The 16,779-nt window shown below is 61.3% G+C and carries 11 protein-coding genes; 2 read left to right on the top strand and 9 right to left on the bottom strand.

What is annotated here, in order from left to right:
* Positions 1–29: 29 nt before the first annotated feature.
* From AC1DXO_RS10145 to AC1DXO_RS10135, 3 genes are all read right to left on the bottom strand, one after another.
* Entirely contained in the window at positions 30–3,182 is a 3,153-nt protein-coding gene (locus AC1DXO_RS10145; protein WP_476978020.1) for a TonB-dependent receptor, read from the bottom strand.
* A gap of 115 nt (positions 3,183–3,297) precedes the next feature.
* Positions 3,298–4,275, bottom strand: coding sequence for a FecR family protein (locus AC1DXO_RS10140; RefSeq protein WP_476978019.1), 978 nt, complete (start codon positions 4,273–4,275; stop codon positions 3,298–3,300).
* Positions 4,262–4,846, bottom strand: a complete 585-nt coding sequence (locus AC1DXO_RS10135) for an RNA polymerase sigma factor (RefSeq protein ID WP_476978018.1) — start codon at positions 4,844–4,846, stop codon at positions 4,262–4,264. The genes AC1DXO_RS10140 and AC1DXO_RS10135 overlap by 14 nt, the downstream gene beginning before the upstream one ends.
* A 621-nt stretch (positions 4,847–5,467) precedes the next feature.
* On the opposite strand from AC1DXO_RS10135, the gene AC1DXO_RS10130 reads away from it, so the two are divergent.
* Together AC1DXO_RS10130 and AC1DXO_RS10125 are read left to right on the top strand one after the other, a co-directional pair.
* Positions 5,468–8,302 (top strand): TonB-dependent receptor, encoded by a 2,835-nt coding sequence (locus tag AC1DXO_RS10130; protein ID WP_476978017.1) that lies wholly within the window; start codon positions 5,468–5,470, stop codon positions 8,300–8,302.
* A 210-nt stretch (positions 8,303–8,512) separates the two neighbouring features.
* The gene (locus tag AC1DXO_RS10125) at positions 8,513–9,769 is read left to right on the top strand and encodes a DUF2264 domain-containing protein (RefSeq protein WP_476978016.1); all 1,257 of its coding nucleotides are present in this window, start codon (positions 8,513–8,515) and stop codon (positions 9,767–9,769) included.
* Between the two features lie 4 nt (positions 9,770–9,773).
* Here the strand turns inward: AC1DXO_RS10125 and AC1DXO_RS10120 are convergent, their stop codons facing one another.
* From AC1DXO_RS10120 to AC1DXO_RS10095, 6 genes are all read right to left on the bottom strand, one after another.
* Positions 9,774–10,091: a helix-turn-helix domain-containing protein gene (locus AC1DXO_RS10120; protein WP_476978015.1), complete on the bottom strand. Its 318-nt coding sequence runs from the start codon at positions 10,089–10,091 to the stop codon at positions 9,774–9,776.
* A 79-nt stretch (positions 10,092–10,170) separates the two neighbouring features.
* Entirely contained in the window at positions 10,171–11,370 is a 1,200-nt protein-coding gene (locus AC1DXO_RS10115) for a DUF4861 family protein (RefSeq protein ID WP_476978014.1), read from the bottom strand.
* Positions 11,371–11,373: 3 nt separating this feature from the next.
* Positions 11,374–12,537 (bottom strand): glycoside hydrolase family 88/105 protein, encoded by a 1,164-nt coding sequence (locus AC1DXO_RS10110; protein WP_476978013.1) that lies wholly within the window; start codon positions 12,535–12,537, stop codon positions 11,374–11,376.
* Between the two features lie 32 nt (positions 12,538–12,569).
* A complete protein-coding gene (gene galA / locus AC1DXO_RS10105) occupies positions 12,570–15,407 on the bottom strand; it encodes a beta-galactosidase GalA (protein WP_476978012.1) in 2,838 nt (945 codons plus the stop codon).
* Positions 15,408–15,418: 11 nt separating this feature from the next.
* Complete coding sequence (gene kduI / locus AC1DXO_RS10100) at positions 15,419–16,267, bottom strand: 5-dehydro-4-deoxy-D-glucuronate isomerase (RefSeq protein WP_476978011.1); 849 nt, start codon at positions 16,265–16,267, stop codon at positions 15,419–15,421.
* 12 nt (positions 16,268–16,279) lie between these two features.
* Positions 16,280–16,759, bottom strand: coding sequence for a GlcG/HbpS family heme-binding protein (locus AC1DXO_RS10095; protein WP_476978010.1), 480 nt, complete (start codon positions 16,757–16,759; stop codon positions 16,280–16,282).
* Positions 16,760–16,779 lie beyond the last annotated feature (20 nt).

Genomic DNA, 16,779 nt, shown 5'->3' with positions numbered 1-16,779 from the left:
TAAGCGCTTTGTCTCGCGCGCAATTTAGCTTAGAAGCTGGCGCGAACGCTGAAGGTATAGGTACTGCCGTCATAGTCATTGGCCCGCGGCATCAATTCCTGGTTCTGATACTCGGTCCGGCGCGAATTGGTCAGGTTGTAGGCGTCGAAGCCGACCGAGATCCGGTCGTTCACGGTATAGGACATGGAGGCATCAAGCTGTCCCCGTGCCTTGACCGACCGCGCTGCGCCGACAAAGGTGGTGCCCGCCGCCAGGTCATAGGCATCGCGGTAGTTATAGACGACCCGGATACCGTATTTCGCTGTCTCGTAATAGGCAATGTAGTTGAAGTTGTTCTTCGATACACCCGGCAGGGTCGCCCGCGTACCGTTCGGGTTCTTTCCGGAGATACGGGTGTAGGAATAGTTGAAGGCGCCGCCGAAATTCTTCCAGAACCCCGGCAGGAAGTCGAGATTCTGCTGGATATTGACCTCGACACCGGTGACGCGCAGCGGATTGGGGTTGTTGAAATTGCCGGAGACCGCGACGCTGACCGGATTGCCGCTGCTATTGGTCAGATCGCTGTAGCAGGCCGTACCGTTCCAGGTCAGGTGGCCCAGGCCCCAGGCGGTGGCGTCCGACGGGCAGATGGTGCTCTTGTCGGTCACCGCCGTAATGATGCCGGTGACGTCCTTCTGGAAGATGTCGATGGCAAACAGGCCGTTGGGCCGGTTGTACCATTCCAGCGAGACGTCGTAGGATTCGGCTGTATAGGGATCGAGGCTGAGATTGCCCAGGGTCACCGTATAACCCGTGGCGGTCGATCCCGACACCACGGTGGCGGGTGAGGTCTGGCGTGGTTGCGGCCGCACAAAGGTCTTATAGGCGGCGGCGCGCAGGACGACGCTGTCCGACAGGTCGGCGGCCATCATGAAGGACGGCAGCAGATTGTCGTAGCTGCGTTTATGTTCAGTTTTGACGAACTGGCCGGCGGCATTCTTGTCGAGCGAGGTGATGGTATTGTCGGTCTGTTCGTAGCGCAGGCCGACATTGCCGCGAATGGGGACACCGAACAGGCCTGTCCTGATCTTGCCCATGACATAGGCCGAGGCGATGTCGTTCTGGTTGGTGAAATTGTTGGAGAAATACGAGCCATTGGTCGGATCATTGACCCAACCGGTATCGGTCAGGGTCTGGCCCGGAGCGACTGTAACCGGCTGCAGATGCGCCACCGCATAGTCGTAGTCGACGGTCTGCCAGTTGCGCAGGTAGCTGCCGGCGTCGCCGCCGAAGAAGTCGTCGGCATAGTCGCTCTGGCGGACGAAGCTGTTGTTGATATTCTGATACTGCACGCCGACGGCGCTGGTGCGATAGCCGGTCGAGACGAACTTGTCCTTTTCCAGCCGCGCGCCGAACTGGACGCTGCTGAACGGACCCTCGGCGAAGAATCGTTCGGCATCGCCCTGGACGGCGGTCAGGTCGTTCTTCGCGGTTCCCTGGCTGCCGGCGACGATGAACTGATCGCCATTGGTCGCGACCAGGGCCGGGCCCGAGGCAGCCGGCGTGGTGTAGATGCCGGCCGGAATACTGACCGCCGGGCTGGGCGTCGGCAGGTTGAGGACAAAGTTCTCGATATTGCCGGCGCCGGAGTAGAAGTTGCCGCTGTTGCCATTGCCGGCGCCGGACTTGGCCAGGACGCGGGCGTCGATCTGGGTCTGGTGGCCCTGGTTCTGGGCGCTCGACGCCGTGGCGACCGCGCTCAGACGCCAGCCGTCATTGCGCCACTCGCTGTTGGCATTAAGCCCCCAGGTCTGCTCGACCAGGGGTTCGGAACGGAACGAGTCATAGACGTTGGTGTTCGAGAACTTGTAGGTGTTGATATAGTAGTTGCCGTCATTCAGCTTGAACGGTGCCGAGGTCGGATCGATGACGGTCAGGCCGTTGCGCATGTCGATATCGATGATGTCGGTGTAGTTTTTCTCGAGATTGCGCCGCGTCGAGAAGCCGTTGAGCCCGACCTTGAAGCGATCGCTGACCCGGTATTCGACACCGCCGGCGGCCGTCAGCAGATCGCCTTCATTATATTTCACGACCTGGCGGATATCGGACGGAAAGAACAGGCCGGCCTTGGACAGCAGGCCTGTACCGGTCGGCGCCGTGGTGCAGGGCGCCGGTACGCCGACACAGCTGGCGGCATAGTAGTCCTGAAATCGGGCGGCGAAGTTGGGCGTGGTCGCCGGGTTGAGCGTCGTATATTGCGGGAAGTTCACCGAGTCGCGGCGGAACTTTTCCTTCTTGTAGGCGACGATGCCATACACGGCCAGATCGGGGCTGATGTGCTTGTTGTAGCCCAGGGTCAGGGCCGGGCTGTCCAGGCTGCCGAGATCGTTATGCTCGTAAGCAGCCTTGAAAAATCCACCGTCCTTGCGGCCCAGGGCCGGCTGGATCTGCAGATCGATATTGCCGCTCAGCCCGCCCGGCTGGTCGGCCGCCGACGGCGACTTGACGATGGTAATGGCGGAAAAGATGTCGGAGTTGAAGGCGCCCAGCGGCGTCGAACCGTCGAGGATCGGCTCGGCGAAGGCCAGGCCGTTCAGGGTCGTGCGGGCATAGGTTCCGGGCAAGCCGCGCAGATTGATGGTGGCGTCGCGCGACCCGGCCTCGCGATTGATCTGGACGCCGGGAATGCGCTGCACGGCTTCGCCGACATTCAGGTCGGGAAAGCGGCCCAGACCGTCCGACGAGATCGAGTCGGTGATGCCTGAGCTCAGACGTTTGAGCCTGACCGCGTCGGCATAGCTTTTCTTGAAGCCGGTCACCACCACCACGGTCGACTCCGCCGTATCGGCCGCCGACGCAGAGGCGCCCGCAGCGGTTGCCGTCGTCGTGTCGACGATCAGCACCGCGCCATTGGGGCTGATGCGGGGTGACAGCTTGCTGCCGCTCAACAGGCGGTGCAACGCCTCGTCGGAGGTGAAGCTGCCATTGACGGCATTGGTCGTAACGCCGTCGAGATCGGCGCTGTTGGCCAGGACCTGAAGGCCCGATTGCTTGGCGAACAGCGGAATGGCGGTGGCCGCGGCCTGGGTGGGGATATTGAAAGTTCGGGCGGTTCCGGCATGGGCCGGGCCGGCGCAAATGGCGGCGACGCTGGCAGTCGCCAGCAGGGACAGACTCATCGCGTTGAAGATACTGGCACTCATGGACGTTTCCTCTTTCGCATTATTTTTTGTTGTGTGCGGAGGGCCGTGGCGTCTCCGTTAAGGAAAACGGATGTGCGAAAATTTTCCGCCAGCAATTTTTAAAATTATAGTATTATTAGCTGGTCGAGGCTGGCGAACCCTGACCGGATGCGCCGATAAAGATGCCGTCGCTGGTGGTGACAACCGGTACGTCCAGCAGGCTGTGCACCGCGTCGGCAAAGCTTTCCGGCTGGTCGATGCGGTACTGGCCGACGAAGCGCATGTGGCGCAGAGCCGGGTCGGCGATAATGATTTTCCGGGCGTTATAGCGGTTGAAGTCTTCCGTCGCCTCGGCCAGGGTCTCGTTGTTCAGGACGATATTGCCATCGCGCCAGGCCAGCTTGCGCTCGATCTCATCGGGCGTATGGCTGACCTCTATCGCTTGAGCGGCGCGGGCTATGAAGGCCTCGCCGCCGGCCGCGATCCTTTGGCGCCCGGCCGTGCCACCGTCGCTCCACGCCTCGACGACGCCCTCGGTGACCATGACATCGGCGCCGTTGTCGCGGCGGCGGACGCTGAAGGCCGTGCCGATGGCCTGCACGCGCACGTCTCCGGCTTCGACGACGAACGGCTTGTCGGGGTCCTTGGCCACTTCGAACCAGGCTTCGCCCGCCACGAGGACGACACGCCGGGTGTGGGGCGTGACGTCGACCTCGACATGACTGCCGCTGTTCAGATTGGCGATCGAATGGTCGGCCAGCGGCACCTTGCGGAATTCGCCGGTAACGGTCTTGAGGATGGTCTTGCGTGAGGTGATCAATCCGGATACCGCGACGGCCGCCGCGGCTATCCCCGCCGCCACCACGCCGCCGGCCAGAAAGGCGCGCCGGCTGGCGGGACGACTGCGCGGGGACGACATCCCGGCCGGTCGCAGGTTCGGTTGAATGGCCGCCTTGTCCAGACTGTGCCAGATGGCCTGCGCGCGCAGATAGGCGCCCTGATGACGCGGGCTGGCGGCATACCAGGCGTCGAACGCCCGACGATCGACATCGCACAGGGGGGCTGCCGACTGTTTCGCAACCCAGCTCAGCGCTTCGTCGTCAATTTTTGACATTGGCTACCTGTACCCGCGGCTTTGATCGCCGAACGCCATCATAGCCCGATACGCCGACGCGCGCGACCATGTCGGAAATCAGCGCCAGGCCGCGCACGGTTTCCTTTTCGACGATGTTCTCACTGATCGCCAGGTTGCGCGCCGTTTCGGCCTGCGACAAACCGTAGATCTTGCGCAGCCTGAACACATCGCGACAGCGTTCCGGCAGGTTGGCGATCAGACCCAGCACCCATTTCAGTTCGGCCCGCGCCAGGGCCACCCGTTCGGGCGACGGACTGTGGTCGCGGCAGGCCGGTTCGTCCAGGCTGTGCAGGGCATCCATTTTCACCACGCTTTGTCTTCGCATCCGGTCAATAATGATATTGCGCGCCATCTGGTAAAGATAGGCGCGCGGCTCTCCAATATGGTCGACGGACGACAGTTTCAGCAGACGGTAATAGATGTCCTGAATCACGTCATCCACCTCGGTCGCCTCCCTGACGACACCGCGCAGCCAATGGCGCAGCTCCGCCTCGAACGGCACCACCTGGGCGCTGACCCAGGCGACGATGTCGGGATCCGCGCCCGGCATCAGTGCGCAGTCCTGCGAAGAAGACGAACGATCAGACGTTTTCCTCCGAAAAAAAGACTTTTCCCATGCATTGCGTATCCTCCTGGGTTCCCCGGCACCGGTTGCCTCCTGGCGGAGGCCCCGGCTTCTTTGCCCGTCCCGAGTCCTGGGTCAGGGTAGTGCCGGTGGGTCGACGGCTGGCACCGTCCACCCATCCCCGGCCGACGTCACAAAACTATGATAAAGACGCAGCTTCGTCCACATATATGAGATAGCCATCTAATATGTAGTACGATTTATGGCAAATTTATCGCAGCGAGGGAGCGGCGATCCACCAGGTTTCCGCGCCTCACTCCATATCCGGCCGTCGCGCCGATTCGCCAGCGTTCCTATTATCGGTACAGCTTTGATGTTAACGCGCATCCCGTACCGATTATCGGAACATTTGCCACCCGAAACGTTGCCAATCTGGCACAGAGCGCGGCTGGAAGCGCTATGATCCTACAAAATCGTACCGATATGTGTACAGATACTTCTATAAATGTTACTCCTGCCTTGTCGAACCGATCCGGAACCCATCCGGCTCCCTCACAAAAACGCCGCGAAAGCGCGGCCCACGACGTTACCTGGGGAGGTAAACACATGAAGACCTATCTTTTGGCCACCAGCATGCTGACCATCGGGCTGGTGATGCCCCTGGCGGCGTCTGCCCAGGACGCGGCCCCGGCCGCCGCGCCGGCGGACGATACGACCACGGTCGTCGTCACCGGCTTCCGGTCGTCGCTGCAAAAATCGCTGAATCTCAAGAAGCAAGCCATCGCGGTGCGCGACTCGATCGTGGCGGAAGACATCGGCAAGTTCCCGGAAGCCAATGTCGCCGAAGCCCTGCAACGCATACCCGGCGTCTATCTCAGCCGCGACGGCGCCTCCAACGAAGGCCAGCGCATCTCGATCCGTGGCCTCGGTTCCGATTTTTCGGTGACGACCCTGAACGGCGCACCGACCCACGTGACCTCGTCGAGCAATGTCGGCCAATCATCGCGTGATTTCAACTACGATGTCTTTGCTTCGGAACTGTTCGGGCGTGTCGACTTCTACAAGACCCCGCTGGCCGAACTGGACGAAGGCGGCATCGGCGGCGTGGTCGACCTGCAAACCCCACGTCCCTTCGACAATCCGAGCCAGGTGATCCGCTATTCGGCGTCGGCGTCCTACAACAGTTCCTCGAAACACGTCGATCCCAATGCCTTCCTGCTCTATTCCAACACCTGGGGCGACTGGGGCTTCCTGATCGGCGCCGCCCATTCGACCAGCGTCAATATGAAGTCGGGCTTCGAAGCAACCGGTGGCTACAACAACAATGCCCTGGGTAGCCAGAGCCCCAGCAAGGGTCCGTTCGCCGTGACGCTCGACTATAACGATCCGCGTTATGTCGCCGCTAACAATCCGGCCAAGGCCCAGATCGACCAGGCCTACCTGCCGCGCTTCTATCGCTACTACGGCGCTGAAAATACCCGTGACCGCAACGGCCTGGTATCGTCGATTCAATACAAGCACGACAATATCGACCTCAGCCTGAACCTTTTGTATTCCCACCTGACCGATAACCGTGACGAATTCACCTTCGGCCTGCCGATCCGCAATTCGAAGACCACTGCCGGCACGACGGCGCCGAACGGCTATCCGACGCACAACGGCCTGGTGCCGATCGCCGTCACGATCAATCCGGATGGCAACCTGCTGGAAGGCACGCTCGGCAATACGGATTATCTCGGTGAAAGCTATTATTACAACGACGATACCGAGTTCAAATATGCCAACCTTGCCGGCAAGTACGACATTTCGGACACTTTGAGCATCAGCGGCCAGCTCAGCACCAGCGAAAGCGTGGCCTGGTACACGGCCAACCGTATCGTCTCCAACATCTACGGTATCACCACGACGATCAGTTACGGCAATGACCACGTCTATCCGGGCCTGAGCGCGCCCGGCGTCGATTTCACCGATCCGCTCAACTATCGCGATTTCCAGGCCGGTTTCGACTGGAACCGGGAAACCGACAAGGAAAAGGTCGCCAAGGTCGTCGCCGACTGGGACTACAATCTGCCGGCCAACTGGACGGGCCACCTGAAGGCCGGGCTGTCCTATGTCGCCACGACCAAGGAAAAGGTCAAACGCAACGGGACCGCGCTCGGGACCGCAAAAATCGCCACCCTGGGCCTCGATGGCATGCGCAGTCACATGGACCGGTCCGTGCCGCTCGACAACCTCAATATCGGCGACAACTATCCCGGCATATGGGCGACCTTCTCGCGCGATTTCATGCAGAATACGCTCGATCCGGTCGGTTCCGCCCTGGCGTCTCCGGTCGACCTGTCGACCAGCTTCGCGGCCGAGGAAGATGTCAGCACGGTCTTTATCCAATCGGATTTCGAGGGTCAGGTCTTCGATCGCGATCTGCGTATCAATGCCGGCGTGCGCTATTCCGACACCAAGACGACGATCGACAACTACAAGAAGACCGGCGCCGGCAATACCTTCCAGCCCAATACGGAAGACGGCGGCTATGACAATCTCCTGCCGTCGATCAGCGCCGCTTACGACCTCAGCGACAAGCTGATCTGGCGCGCCTCCTGGGGCAAGACGGTCACCCGCGCTTCGCTGTCGATCATCGCCGCCAATACGGTCATCCCCAACATCTTCGTCCTGTCCGCAACCTCGGGTAATCCCGACCTGAAGCCGCAGATCTCGACCAACGTGGATACCGGTCTGGAATGGTATTTTGCCAAGGGCTCTCTGGTCAGCATCGGCTTCTTCAAGAAGAATCTGGTCGATACCACCTTGTCGACGACGACGGCCGCGGCATTCAGCACCCTGGGCCTGCCCGACACGGCATTGGGCCCGATCTTCCAGGACGCCAACGGCCATGTCGACCCGAACCTGCAGATCCAGGTCTCGACCTTCTACAATGCCGGCAAGGTCGATTACGATGGCTACGAACTGGCCTATCAGCAGGCGTTTAATTTCCTGCCCGCCCCTTGGGACGGTCTGGGTGCCCTGGCCAGCTACACGCACGTCGACTCGACCGGTTTCAACTACACCAAGACCGACGGCACGGTGCTGAAGGTCAATACGGTGCCGAAATATTCGTACAGCCTGACCGGTTATTACGAAAAAGGCCCCCTGGGTATCCGCCTGTCCTACAATTACAAGGACAAGAATATCATCGAGACGTCGAACAACGGCTCGGACCTGCAGCGCTGGCATTCGGGCGTCGGCTATCTTGACGGCAATGTCAGCTACAAGATCAATCCGAATATCGAAATCCGTATCGATGCGCTGAACCTGGGCAATGCGCTGAACTACGACTATTTCGACGATGTTTCCGGCCGTTACGGCGAAGGCCGCAAGACGCGTATGGACTATGCCAAGTACGACGGCCGGACCATCAAGCTCGGTATCCGCGGCAAGTTCTGATTTTTCTGACCCCGGAGACCTGGGAATGCGCCTATCATGGGCGCATTCCCTTTTTTCGTTGGGGCCGTTTTATCGTATTCCAAGTTGCGATGACTTGTCGAAACTTGGCAAGGGCGCCAAAAAACGCTCTCTGGCCGCCGCGCACGTTTGCGCGGGCCATCGGGGCCGGCCATCCGGCGGCGCTTGAGCACTAAGAGAGAGGAAACCACCATGCAGCGACGTAATTTCCTGACGGCGATAGCGACAGCCGGTTTGGCCAGCGCGGCAGCAGCGCCAAGCGCGGATGCCAAACCCAAGACAGCACCGCCTGTCGACGACCGTACCTACATGACCGGACTTCTGACCAAGATTGCCGCGCCAGTGCTCGGCAATATGGCGAACGGTAATTTGCACAAGAATTTCAAGCTGGAACTGTCGCCGACCTGGGACGGCCGCGACAGTGGCGTCGCCTATCTCGAATGTTTCGGCCGGTTGATTTCGGGTATGGCGCCGTGGCTGGCCCTGCCGGACGACGACACCGCCGAAGGCCGTCAACGCAAGACTTTCCGCGACCAGGCGCTTGCAGCCTATGTCCATTCCGTCGATCCGGCCAGTCCCGACTATCTGCAATGGCGCAAGGAAGGCCAGGCCCTGGTCGATTCCGCCTATTATACCAATGCCTTCATGCGTGCGCCCGGCCTGTGGACGGCGCTGGATACAACGACACAACAGCGCATCATCACCGAGATCAAGGGTTTGCGCCGCGTCTCGCCGCCCTATACCAACTGGCTGCTGTTTGCCGCCATGAACGAAGCCTTCCTGCTGTGGGCCGGCGAAGACTGGGATCCGCTGCGCATCGACATAGCGGTCAAGAAGATCAACGAATGGTACATCGGCGACGGCTGGGTTGCCGACGGAGTCCATTTCCATTTCGACTATTACAACAGCTATGTCATTTTCCCGATGCTGGTCGAGATCCTCGAGGTCCTGAAGGCTAAGGGCGCCAAGTTCAACAACCTGAAACCGGACGAACAACTGGCATCCGCGATCAAGCGCACCCAGCGTTACAGCGAACATCTAGAACGGTTGATCTCGCCCGAAGGCACCTACCCGCCGATCGGCCGATCGATGACCTATCGTACTGCTGCCTTCCAGCCCCTGGGCCTTCTGGCCTGGCGCAAGGCCCTGCCGGAAGCCCTGGCCGAGGGCCAGGTCCGGGCAGCCCTGACCGCCGTTCAGAAACGCATATTCGACAACCCGAGCAATTTCGACGCCGACGGCTATCTGACCATTGGCTTTGCCGGCCACCAGCCGACGCTCGGCGACTGGTATTCCAACAACGGCAGCATGTATATCGTGTCCGAAAGCTTCATTGCGCTCGGCCTGCCGGCGGCGGATTCGTACTGGACATCGCCGGCCCTGCCGTGGACGTCGAAGAAGGCCTTCGTCAACGACACCTTCAAGAAGGACTATTACGTCGATTATTGAGACGTCAGGCTATGGCAGAAAGCCCCTTACGTTCCACGAGCGAGAGAAGCTTCAGAGAGGGTCCTGCCGGTTGCTTCTCTCCGCGCTCCCATTGGCTGACTGAATCCTTTGAGATGTTCAAGTGAAGTGCAAAAATAGCCTGGCTGACCTGCTCGCGTTCGCGGAGTTTGCGAATATCCTCCGCCGTAAAGTTATGAACCTTCGTGAGACATGAGTCGTCAAAATGGCGCATGGTCCGCTTGTCGATCATGCCGACATCATGCAGGTCCGTGGCCAGTTCATGAATGGCAGCGGATACGTCGCTACTATAGGTCTTCGTCATCGCACAGACGTCTTTTATCGTTGGCCCATCTCAAATAAATATAGAACTAAGTTCTACAATTCAAGCTGTCCCCCAGTCGCTATTTCCCAATCACCACAGGCTTGTTCAGCTCGGCGCGCGCCGCTTCCAGCCAGCCCTTGAAGCCGTCGATGTCCTTGACGGCCGCCTGGTAGCCCGGCGCGTCCTTTCCTTCCTGCACCCAGCGGGCGGCGAAGTGATAATGCGCCTCGGTTTTCGACAGGAACTGCACGAACAGCGTCTGGCCGTCACGGGCCGGGGTGCCGACAACGGTATCGTGGCGATAGAAGACGACCGTACCAACTTCGTCCTTGTCGTGTTCCTGTGCGCCCCAGACAGCAATATAGTCCCACACAGCACCGGCCGCGGGCGCCGAAGTGATGATCTGGTCGCCGGCATGGGTGGTCAGACCGGTCAGCAGCGGCTGGGCGACGCCCTGCGCCATCACGTCGACATCGGTCAGGGTGGTGCCTGCAGATATGGCATAGGTGGCATGGATAGAACCGTCACCGCCGGCAATGGCGTCGGCATCGACTCCCGCCACAGCCGTCACTGGCCCATTGGCCAGGACCTTGCCGGTGACGGTCGCGGGTCCGATCTGTGTCGCCTTGCCGTCGCGCAGCAAGCCGACCCCGCCGACACCCAAGGACGGGCCGACCTTGAAGATGTCGCCGCCCCAGATGCGCGGATACTGATAGTCGTCGAAGCCGTGGCCGACATTGGGAAAGATCATGTCGGTGCCGAACTTACCGAATATGTCCGTTACATTGCGCTGATCGAGATACAGCCGGTAGGCGACGCGGTCGCTTTCCCAGCCTATGCCCTCGAAGGCGATCAAGCCGTCGTGCAGGAAATGATCCTTCGGCACGACGAAACTGTCGCGCAGATGAAAGGTGCCGCCCTTGATGGCGTCGCCCTGCAGGGTTCCGCCTTCCTGGATGTTGAGCGTCACCAGGACGCGGCGTGGCGCGTCTATCGCCGATTTCGGCACCAGAGCGAACTTCGCCGTTTCGTGCGGTTTCAAGGTGGTGACGAAGCGCACCGTCTTCGTATCCGGCATATATTGCGCCGGCACGTTGGCCTGACCGATCCTGACCGACCAGGTATAGCCCTCAGCGGGTGCCGGGACCTCGACGAGGGTGTCGGTCCGCGTCGCATCGAGCGGATTGCTCACCTTGAAGTCTTTTGCTGCCGCTCCGGAAGCCCCTACTTCGAAAGCCAGGATCAGGGTGAGCGCGGTCGTCGCCAGTAAACGCTGCATGCTTTATTTCCTGTCCAGCTTGAGGTCGGCCACGGCGGTCCCGGCCAGCAGGAAGGCGCCGACACCGTAGAACTGGGTATCGTCATAACCGACCGAGTCCGGCCGGTCGCTGACCGGCTGGACGTAGCCCAGCTTGCCGTCGGCGTGCACGGCGCGGGTCAGCGCGACCCAGCCCTTGCGAATGGCGGGAGCATATTCGCTGCGGTCGAGCGTGCCGTTACGCACGCCCCAAGCCAGGCCATAGACGTAGAAGCCGGTCCCGCTCGATTCCGGCAGGGCGTGCGACGGCTCGGCGAGCAGTGACGGCGACCAGTAGCCGTCATTCGTCTGGATAGACTTCAGCTTCACCGCCATTTCCTTGTAGAGGGCGACAATGCGCGGCCGGTCGGGATCATTGGCCGGCAGGACATCGAGCATCCGCGTCAGGCCGGCAAAGACCCAGCCATTGCCGCGGCTCCAGAACATCTTTTCGCCATTGGGTCCGCGGCGCTGGAAGAAGCGGGCATCGCGGAAGAACAGGTGCTCGGCCGGATCGTAGAGATAGTCGACCGTCGCCCACAATTCCTTCTTGGCAAACTCGGCATAGCGCGGGTCGCCGGTCGCCTTGCTGAGGCCCATCCAACTGGCCGGCGCCATGAACAGGGCGTCGCACCAGCACCAGCGCTCGGTGCAGGTGGCGTCGCCGCTTTCCGGGTACAGCAGGTCGACCGTCGATGGCTTGGCCAGGATGGCGTCGAAACTGGCCTGCATCGGCTTCAAGACCTCGGCGCCCGCGCCATGAGCCGCCGCCCACAGGTAGGACTGGCCGATGACATGGTCATCGGCGTGGTACAGGCGCTTGCCCAGTTCCCATTTATTGGCCTCGCCACGCGCCAGGATCAGGTCCTTGTAGATCGGCTTGTCGCTGTGGTCGGCCAGGTCGGTCAGGCCGACGAACAGGGCGCCCTGCACCCAGCCCTTCGGATCAGGGGTGTCCCACGACGCCTTGGGCGGCACCCAACCCCCGGCCAGGGTGGCGATCTGATAGTCGGCCACCTTCTCGGTCAGGGCTATGACGGCGGCCGGTTTGAACGACACCGGTGTCGCGGCAGCGACTGCTTCCGCTGACGCCGCGACCGGCGCCAGAAGGCTGGCGCCGAGCGTAAGGGCAAGGAGGATATGGCGCATCTGGGTGTTTCCTGACGTTATGAGATTTTTGATCAGAGTGTGGCGATCCAGGCCCGTTCCGGCAAGCCGAAAGTCTCACCGGCCTTCAGCCTGAACAGGAAGGCGAGATTGCGCTCGCCCGTCCCGGCCGGCAAAGGCACCTGGAACGGCGCCTCGGACGCATCCGTCTTGGCGCCGATCTGCCGGCCATCCAGGAAGACCTGGAAGGCCCCCTTGGCGCGCGGCAGTTTCAGCACGCCGCCCTGTTTCTGTACCCGGGCGTAGGGCGTGAATCGCGTCACGGCCAGCAGATAACCGTCCTGGGCCAGGGCATCATTGACGACGCCGGGGCGCAGACGGCCCCACAGTTCTGTCTGCAACGGGCTGAGATTCTGCGGGATGACGTCGGGCGGAGTCTGGGTCACCGGCGCCGTCAGCATGACCGGCAGGGGCTGGACCGGCTCGCTGACCGCCTGATACGGCCAGGGTGCGGTCGCGATCAGTTTTACCTTGGCTGTGGCCGGCTTCAGGCCGGGCGCGCTGGCGGTCAGGGTCAGATTGCCGGTGCCGCCTTCGTGCGTCTTGACGATGACCTGGGCCAGGCCGTTGAACAGGGCGCGTTTGTTGCCTTTTTCGGATTCCGACGAATTGGAATTGCCATTGCCGACGCCGATAATCTCGCCGCCATCGACGCTAAATGTGCAGTCGGCCTGGCAGAACTGGCTGAACCGGCCTTTGGCGTCGCGCGACTCGATGCGGAAGGTGACGACATCGATGCCATCGCCCTTCGCTGTGTCGCGTTCGGGGATGACCGCCAGCGTTACCGGGTCGGAGGTGGTTTCGACCAGCGTGGTTTTGACCAACTTGCCTGCGGTATAGCCGCGCGCCGCCAGCTTGCCCGCTGCGAACGGAATATGCCAGGTGTTCATGGCGTATTTATCGCGCTTTTGCCGGCCCTGGGACTTGCCGTTCAGCAAGACCTCGACCTCGTCGCAATTGGTGCAGGCCATGACGCGCACGTTTTCACCGGCTTTCCAGTTCCAGTGCGGGATGAGCCACAGGACGGGCCTGTCCTTCACCCACTGCGACTGGTGCATATAGAAGGCGGCCTTTTCGAAACCGCACAGGTCCATGATGCCGAACACCGACGAATTGGCCGGCCAGGTCAGCGGCGTCGGCTCGCCGTGATAATCGAAGCCGGTCCAGACAAAGCCGCCGGCGATAAACGGCCGCTCGTCGATGGCTTTCCAGCCGGCCAGATGGGTTTCGCCCCACGGCGCCGCCTCATCGTCATAGCTGGCGATGACGTGGCGGCCGTCGCGGTCCGAGACATATTCGCCGCGCGTCATGAAGGCGGAAGTGTCCTCCGACGAATACATCGGCTTGGTCGGATTTTCGGCGTGGAAGCGGTCATAGCTGCCCTGCTGGTAGTTGAAACCGACAACATCGACGGCCTGGGAGACATTATGCTCCTTGAAATAGCCGTCGTTCATCGCCGCCGTGACCGGGCGGTTGCGGTCCAGTTCCTTGACAGCCTCGCTCATACGGCGGACCATTTCATAGCCCTGGAGCGTACCCTGCATCGGTTCTTCGTTGAACACCGACCAGAGGTAGACCGACGGGTGGTTGCGGTCGCGCCGCACCATCCAGGTCAGTTGGTCGAGATATTCCGGAGACGGATTGAACATGCGGTTCTCATCCATGATGAGGAAACCGAGACGGTCGGCCATGCGCAGCAGGTGCTTGTTGGGCGCATTGTGCGACGAACGAATGGCATTGGCGCCCAACGCCTTCAGCCGTTTCAGGCGGAATTCGATCAGGGCGTCGGGAATGGCGACGCCAACCCCGGCATGGTCCTGGTGAATACAAACGCCCTGGACCTTGATCGGCTGGTCATTGAGGAACAGGCCGTGGTCCGCGTCCCAGCGCGTGGTGCGGAAACCCGTCTCATGGCTTTGTTCGTCGACAGCCCTCCCGTCCTGCATCACCCGGGTGCGGACCAGATAGAGGTTGGGTGTTGCGACCGACCACAGTTTCGGCGCGTCGTAGTCGAGGCCGGACAGCGCCACGGCCTTTTGCAGGGACGGCACACCGATCGACGTCGTCGCCGTCTTCAGCACCGTGCCGTCCAGTTCGCACAGTTCGGTGACCACCTCGACCTTCGCCGTGGTGTCGGCGATATTGTACAGGGTGACTTCGAGCGGAATATGCCAACCATTGTCGGATTTCACCGGGAAACCGTAGACCCCGTCGGTGACGATATGGACCGGGTTGCGCTTGACCACCCAGGCGTGGCGATACATGCCGCCGCCTTCGTACCACCAGCCCTCCATGGACTGGGCATCGACACGGATATCAAGTGAATTCAACGCGTTGCCATAGGTGGCAAAGGCCGTGACGTCGATATAGGACGAGGCGTAGCCGCTGAACGAATGACGTACCACCGTCCCGTTGAACCAGATGGTGGCATAGGTGGCGATGCCGTCCAGTTGCAGCTCGATATGCTTGCCGATGTCGCTCTCTTCGAAGCGCAGGATATTGCGGTACCAGGCAGTGCCGCGCCGCCGGAAGCCCTGGGCGACATTGCGCCCGTTTTCGATCGGCTGGAAACTGACGAAATCGTGCGGCAGGGTGACGGCGTCCCATTCGGTATCGTCGAAATTCAACGCCGCAGCGCCACCGGCCGCGCCGGTCTTGGTCGAGTCATAGGTCGCCGAATTACCGATCGGTTCCGGAAACGGGACGTCGCCCTCGAAGAAGCGCCAGCCCTTGTCGAGCGACAGGGTTTCACGGCCGGAAGAGACCGTGGCCTGGGCCTGCGCGTCGTACGACGGCAGAAGCGACAAAAGCGCCAGGCCGCTGGCCCCTTTGAACAGTTCGCGACGGTTCATGGTGTGACCTCCTAGGCCAGTTGACAGATATCGAGTTCCTTGAAGTCGCCATAGTCGAGATTTTCCCCGCCCATGGCCCAGATAAAGGCATAGCGCGACGTCCCTGCGCCCATATGGATCGACCACGGCGGACAGATCACCGCCTCTTCATTAGCCACGACGATGGAGCGTGCGGCTTCGGGCGCCCCCATGAAATGAAAGACCCTGTCCTGGGCACCGAGGTCGAAATAAAAATAGGCTTCCGACCGGCGGTCGTGCAGGTGCGGCGGCATGGTATTCCACACACTGCCGGGTTTCAATATCGTCAGGCCGAACAGAAGCTGGGCCGATGGACAGGTATCGGGCACGACCATCTGGTAGATGGTGCGTTCATTGGAGGTCTCCAGCGTACCGCGCTGCAGCGGCAGGGCCGTCTTGCGTGAAAAAACGCGAGTCTCAAACGCCTGGTGCGCCGGTGTACTGGCGAGGTAAAAGCGCGCGGGTGCGATCGGATCAAGGCTTTCAAACGTCACATCGGCGGCGCCTTGCGTAATATAGAGGCCGTCGAGGGGTTCCAGCGTGAAGGTTTCGCCGTCGACCTGGACGCGGCCGGCGCCCTGGCCGACATTGACCACGCCCATTTCACGGCGATGGAGGAACGGCAAGCCTTCGGCCGAGACCGGCTCGGTGTGGCGCGGCAAGGCCAGCGGCCCATCGACAGGGGCGGCGCCGCCAATCACCATACGTTCCTGGTGCATATAGTTGAGAACCACGGCGCCCGGGACAAACAGGCCCGCGACCAGATAGCGGTCACGCAGCTCCTGCGTGCTGGCGCCGGCCATCATGTCGGGGTGGGTGGCGTAGTAGGTCTTGGTATACATGACGCTTACGGATTAAAAGGCGATTTTGGCGGCCGCTTCGCGTACGCAGGCGTCGGCGACATCGTGCGGTACGTCGGCAATGGCCAGACCGCCGACCAGGACGCCATCCCTGTGCAGGGGCAAGGAACCGGGATGGTCATTGTAGATATCGGGATGCGCGGCCAGGGTGGCAGCAAACGCCGGGTCGGTCTTTTCGCGCGGTTCCATCTCGGAACCCGCCTGATCGAAAGCGACGGCGGTGGCGGCCTTTTTCGGGGCGGCCACGGGCGGCTTGACCTGACCGTCGGCACGCAACGTAACCTTGACCAGACCTTGCGCATCAACGACACTGGCGGAAGCGGCGTATCCCTTGGCCTGGCAGATGTCGATGGCGGCACGCGCCAGGTTCAGCGAGGTGTCGAGCGACAGAGGCTCACCCGCATGCGCGACGTCTACGAAAGCAAATAGGGTAAGAGCCGCCGCAGCCGGCAAACTCCAGGCATATCGAGTCATTGTTCCACCCTTATGTCACG

This window comes from Asticcacaulis sp. P2_C5, from assembly GCF_056404555.1.
The sequence above is the reverse complement of the archived record's forward strand: the minus strand, read 5'-3'. Positions and strand labels throughout refer to the sequence as shown.

Bases quoted from the DNA above. Each gene is read 5' to 3' on its own strand.
- AC1DXO_RS10125 (WP_476978016.1), top strand. From the start codon at position 8,513: ATGCAGCGACGTAATTTCCTGACGGCGATAGCGACAGCCGGTTTGGCC.
- AC1DXO_RS10095 (WP_476978010.1), bottom strand. From the start codon at position 16,759: ATGACTCGATATGCCTGGAGTTTGCCGGCTGCGGCGGCTCTTACCCTA.
- AC1DXO_RS10115 (WP_476978014.1), bottom strand. From the start codon at position 11,370: ATGCAGCGTTTACTGGCGACGACCGCGCTCACCCTGATCCTGGCTTTC.
- kduI (WP_476978011.1), bottom strand. From the start codon at position 16,267: ATGTATACCAAGACCTACTACGCCACCCACCCCGACATGATGGCCGGC.
- AC1DXO_RS10135 (WP_476978018.1), bottom strand. From the start codon at position 4,846: ATGCCGGGCGCGGATCCCGACATCGTCGCCTGGGTCAGCGCCCAGGTG.
- AC1DXO_RS10130 (WP_476978017.1), top strand. From the start codon at position 5,468: ATGAAGACCTATCTTTTGGCCACCAGCATGCTGACCATCGGGCTGGTG.
- galA (WP_476978012.1), bottom strand. From the start codon at position 15,407: ATGAACCGTCGCGAACTGTTCAAAGGGGCCAGCGGCCTGGCGCTTTTG.
- AC1DXO_RS10110 (WP_476978013.1), bottom strand. From the start codon at position 12,537: ATGCGCCATATCCTCCTTGCCCTTACGCTCGGCGCCAGCCTTCTGGCG.
- AC1DXO_RS10140 (WP_476978019.1), bottom strand. From the start codon at position 4,275: ATGTCAAAAATTGACGACGAAGCGCTGAGCTGGGTTGCGAAACAGTCG.
- AC1DXO_RS10145 (WP_476978020.1), bottom strand. From the start codon at position 3,182: ATGAGTGCCAGTATCTTCAACGCGATGAGTCTGTCCCTGCTGGCGACT.
- AC1DXO_RS10120 (WP_476978015.1), bottom strand. From the start codon at position 10,091: ATGACGAAGACCTATAGTAGCGACGTATCCGCTGCCATTCATGAACTG.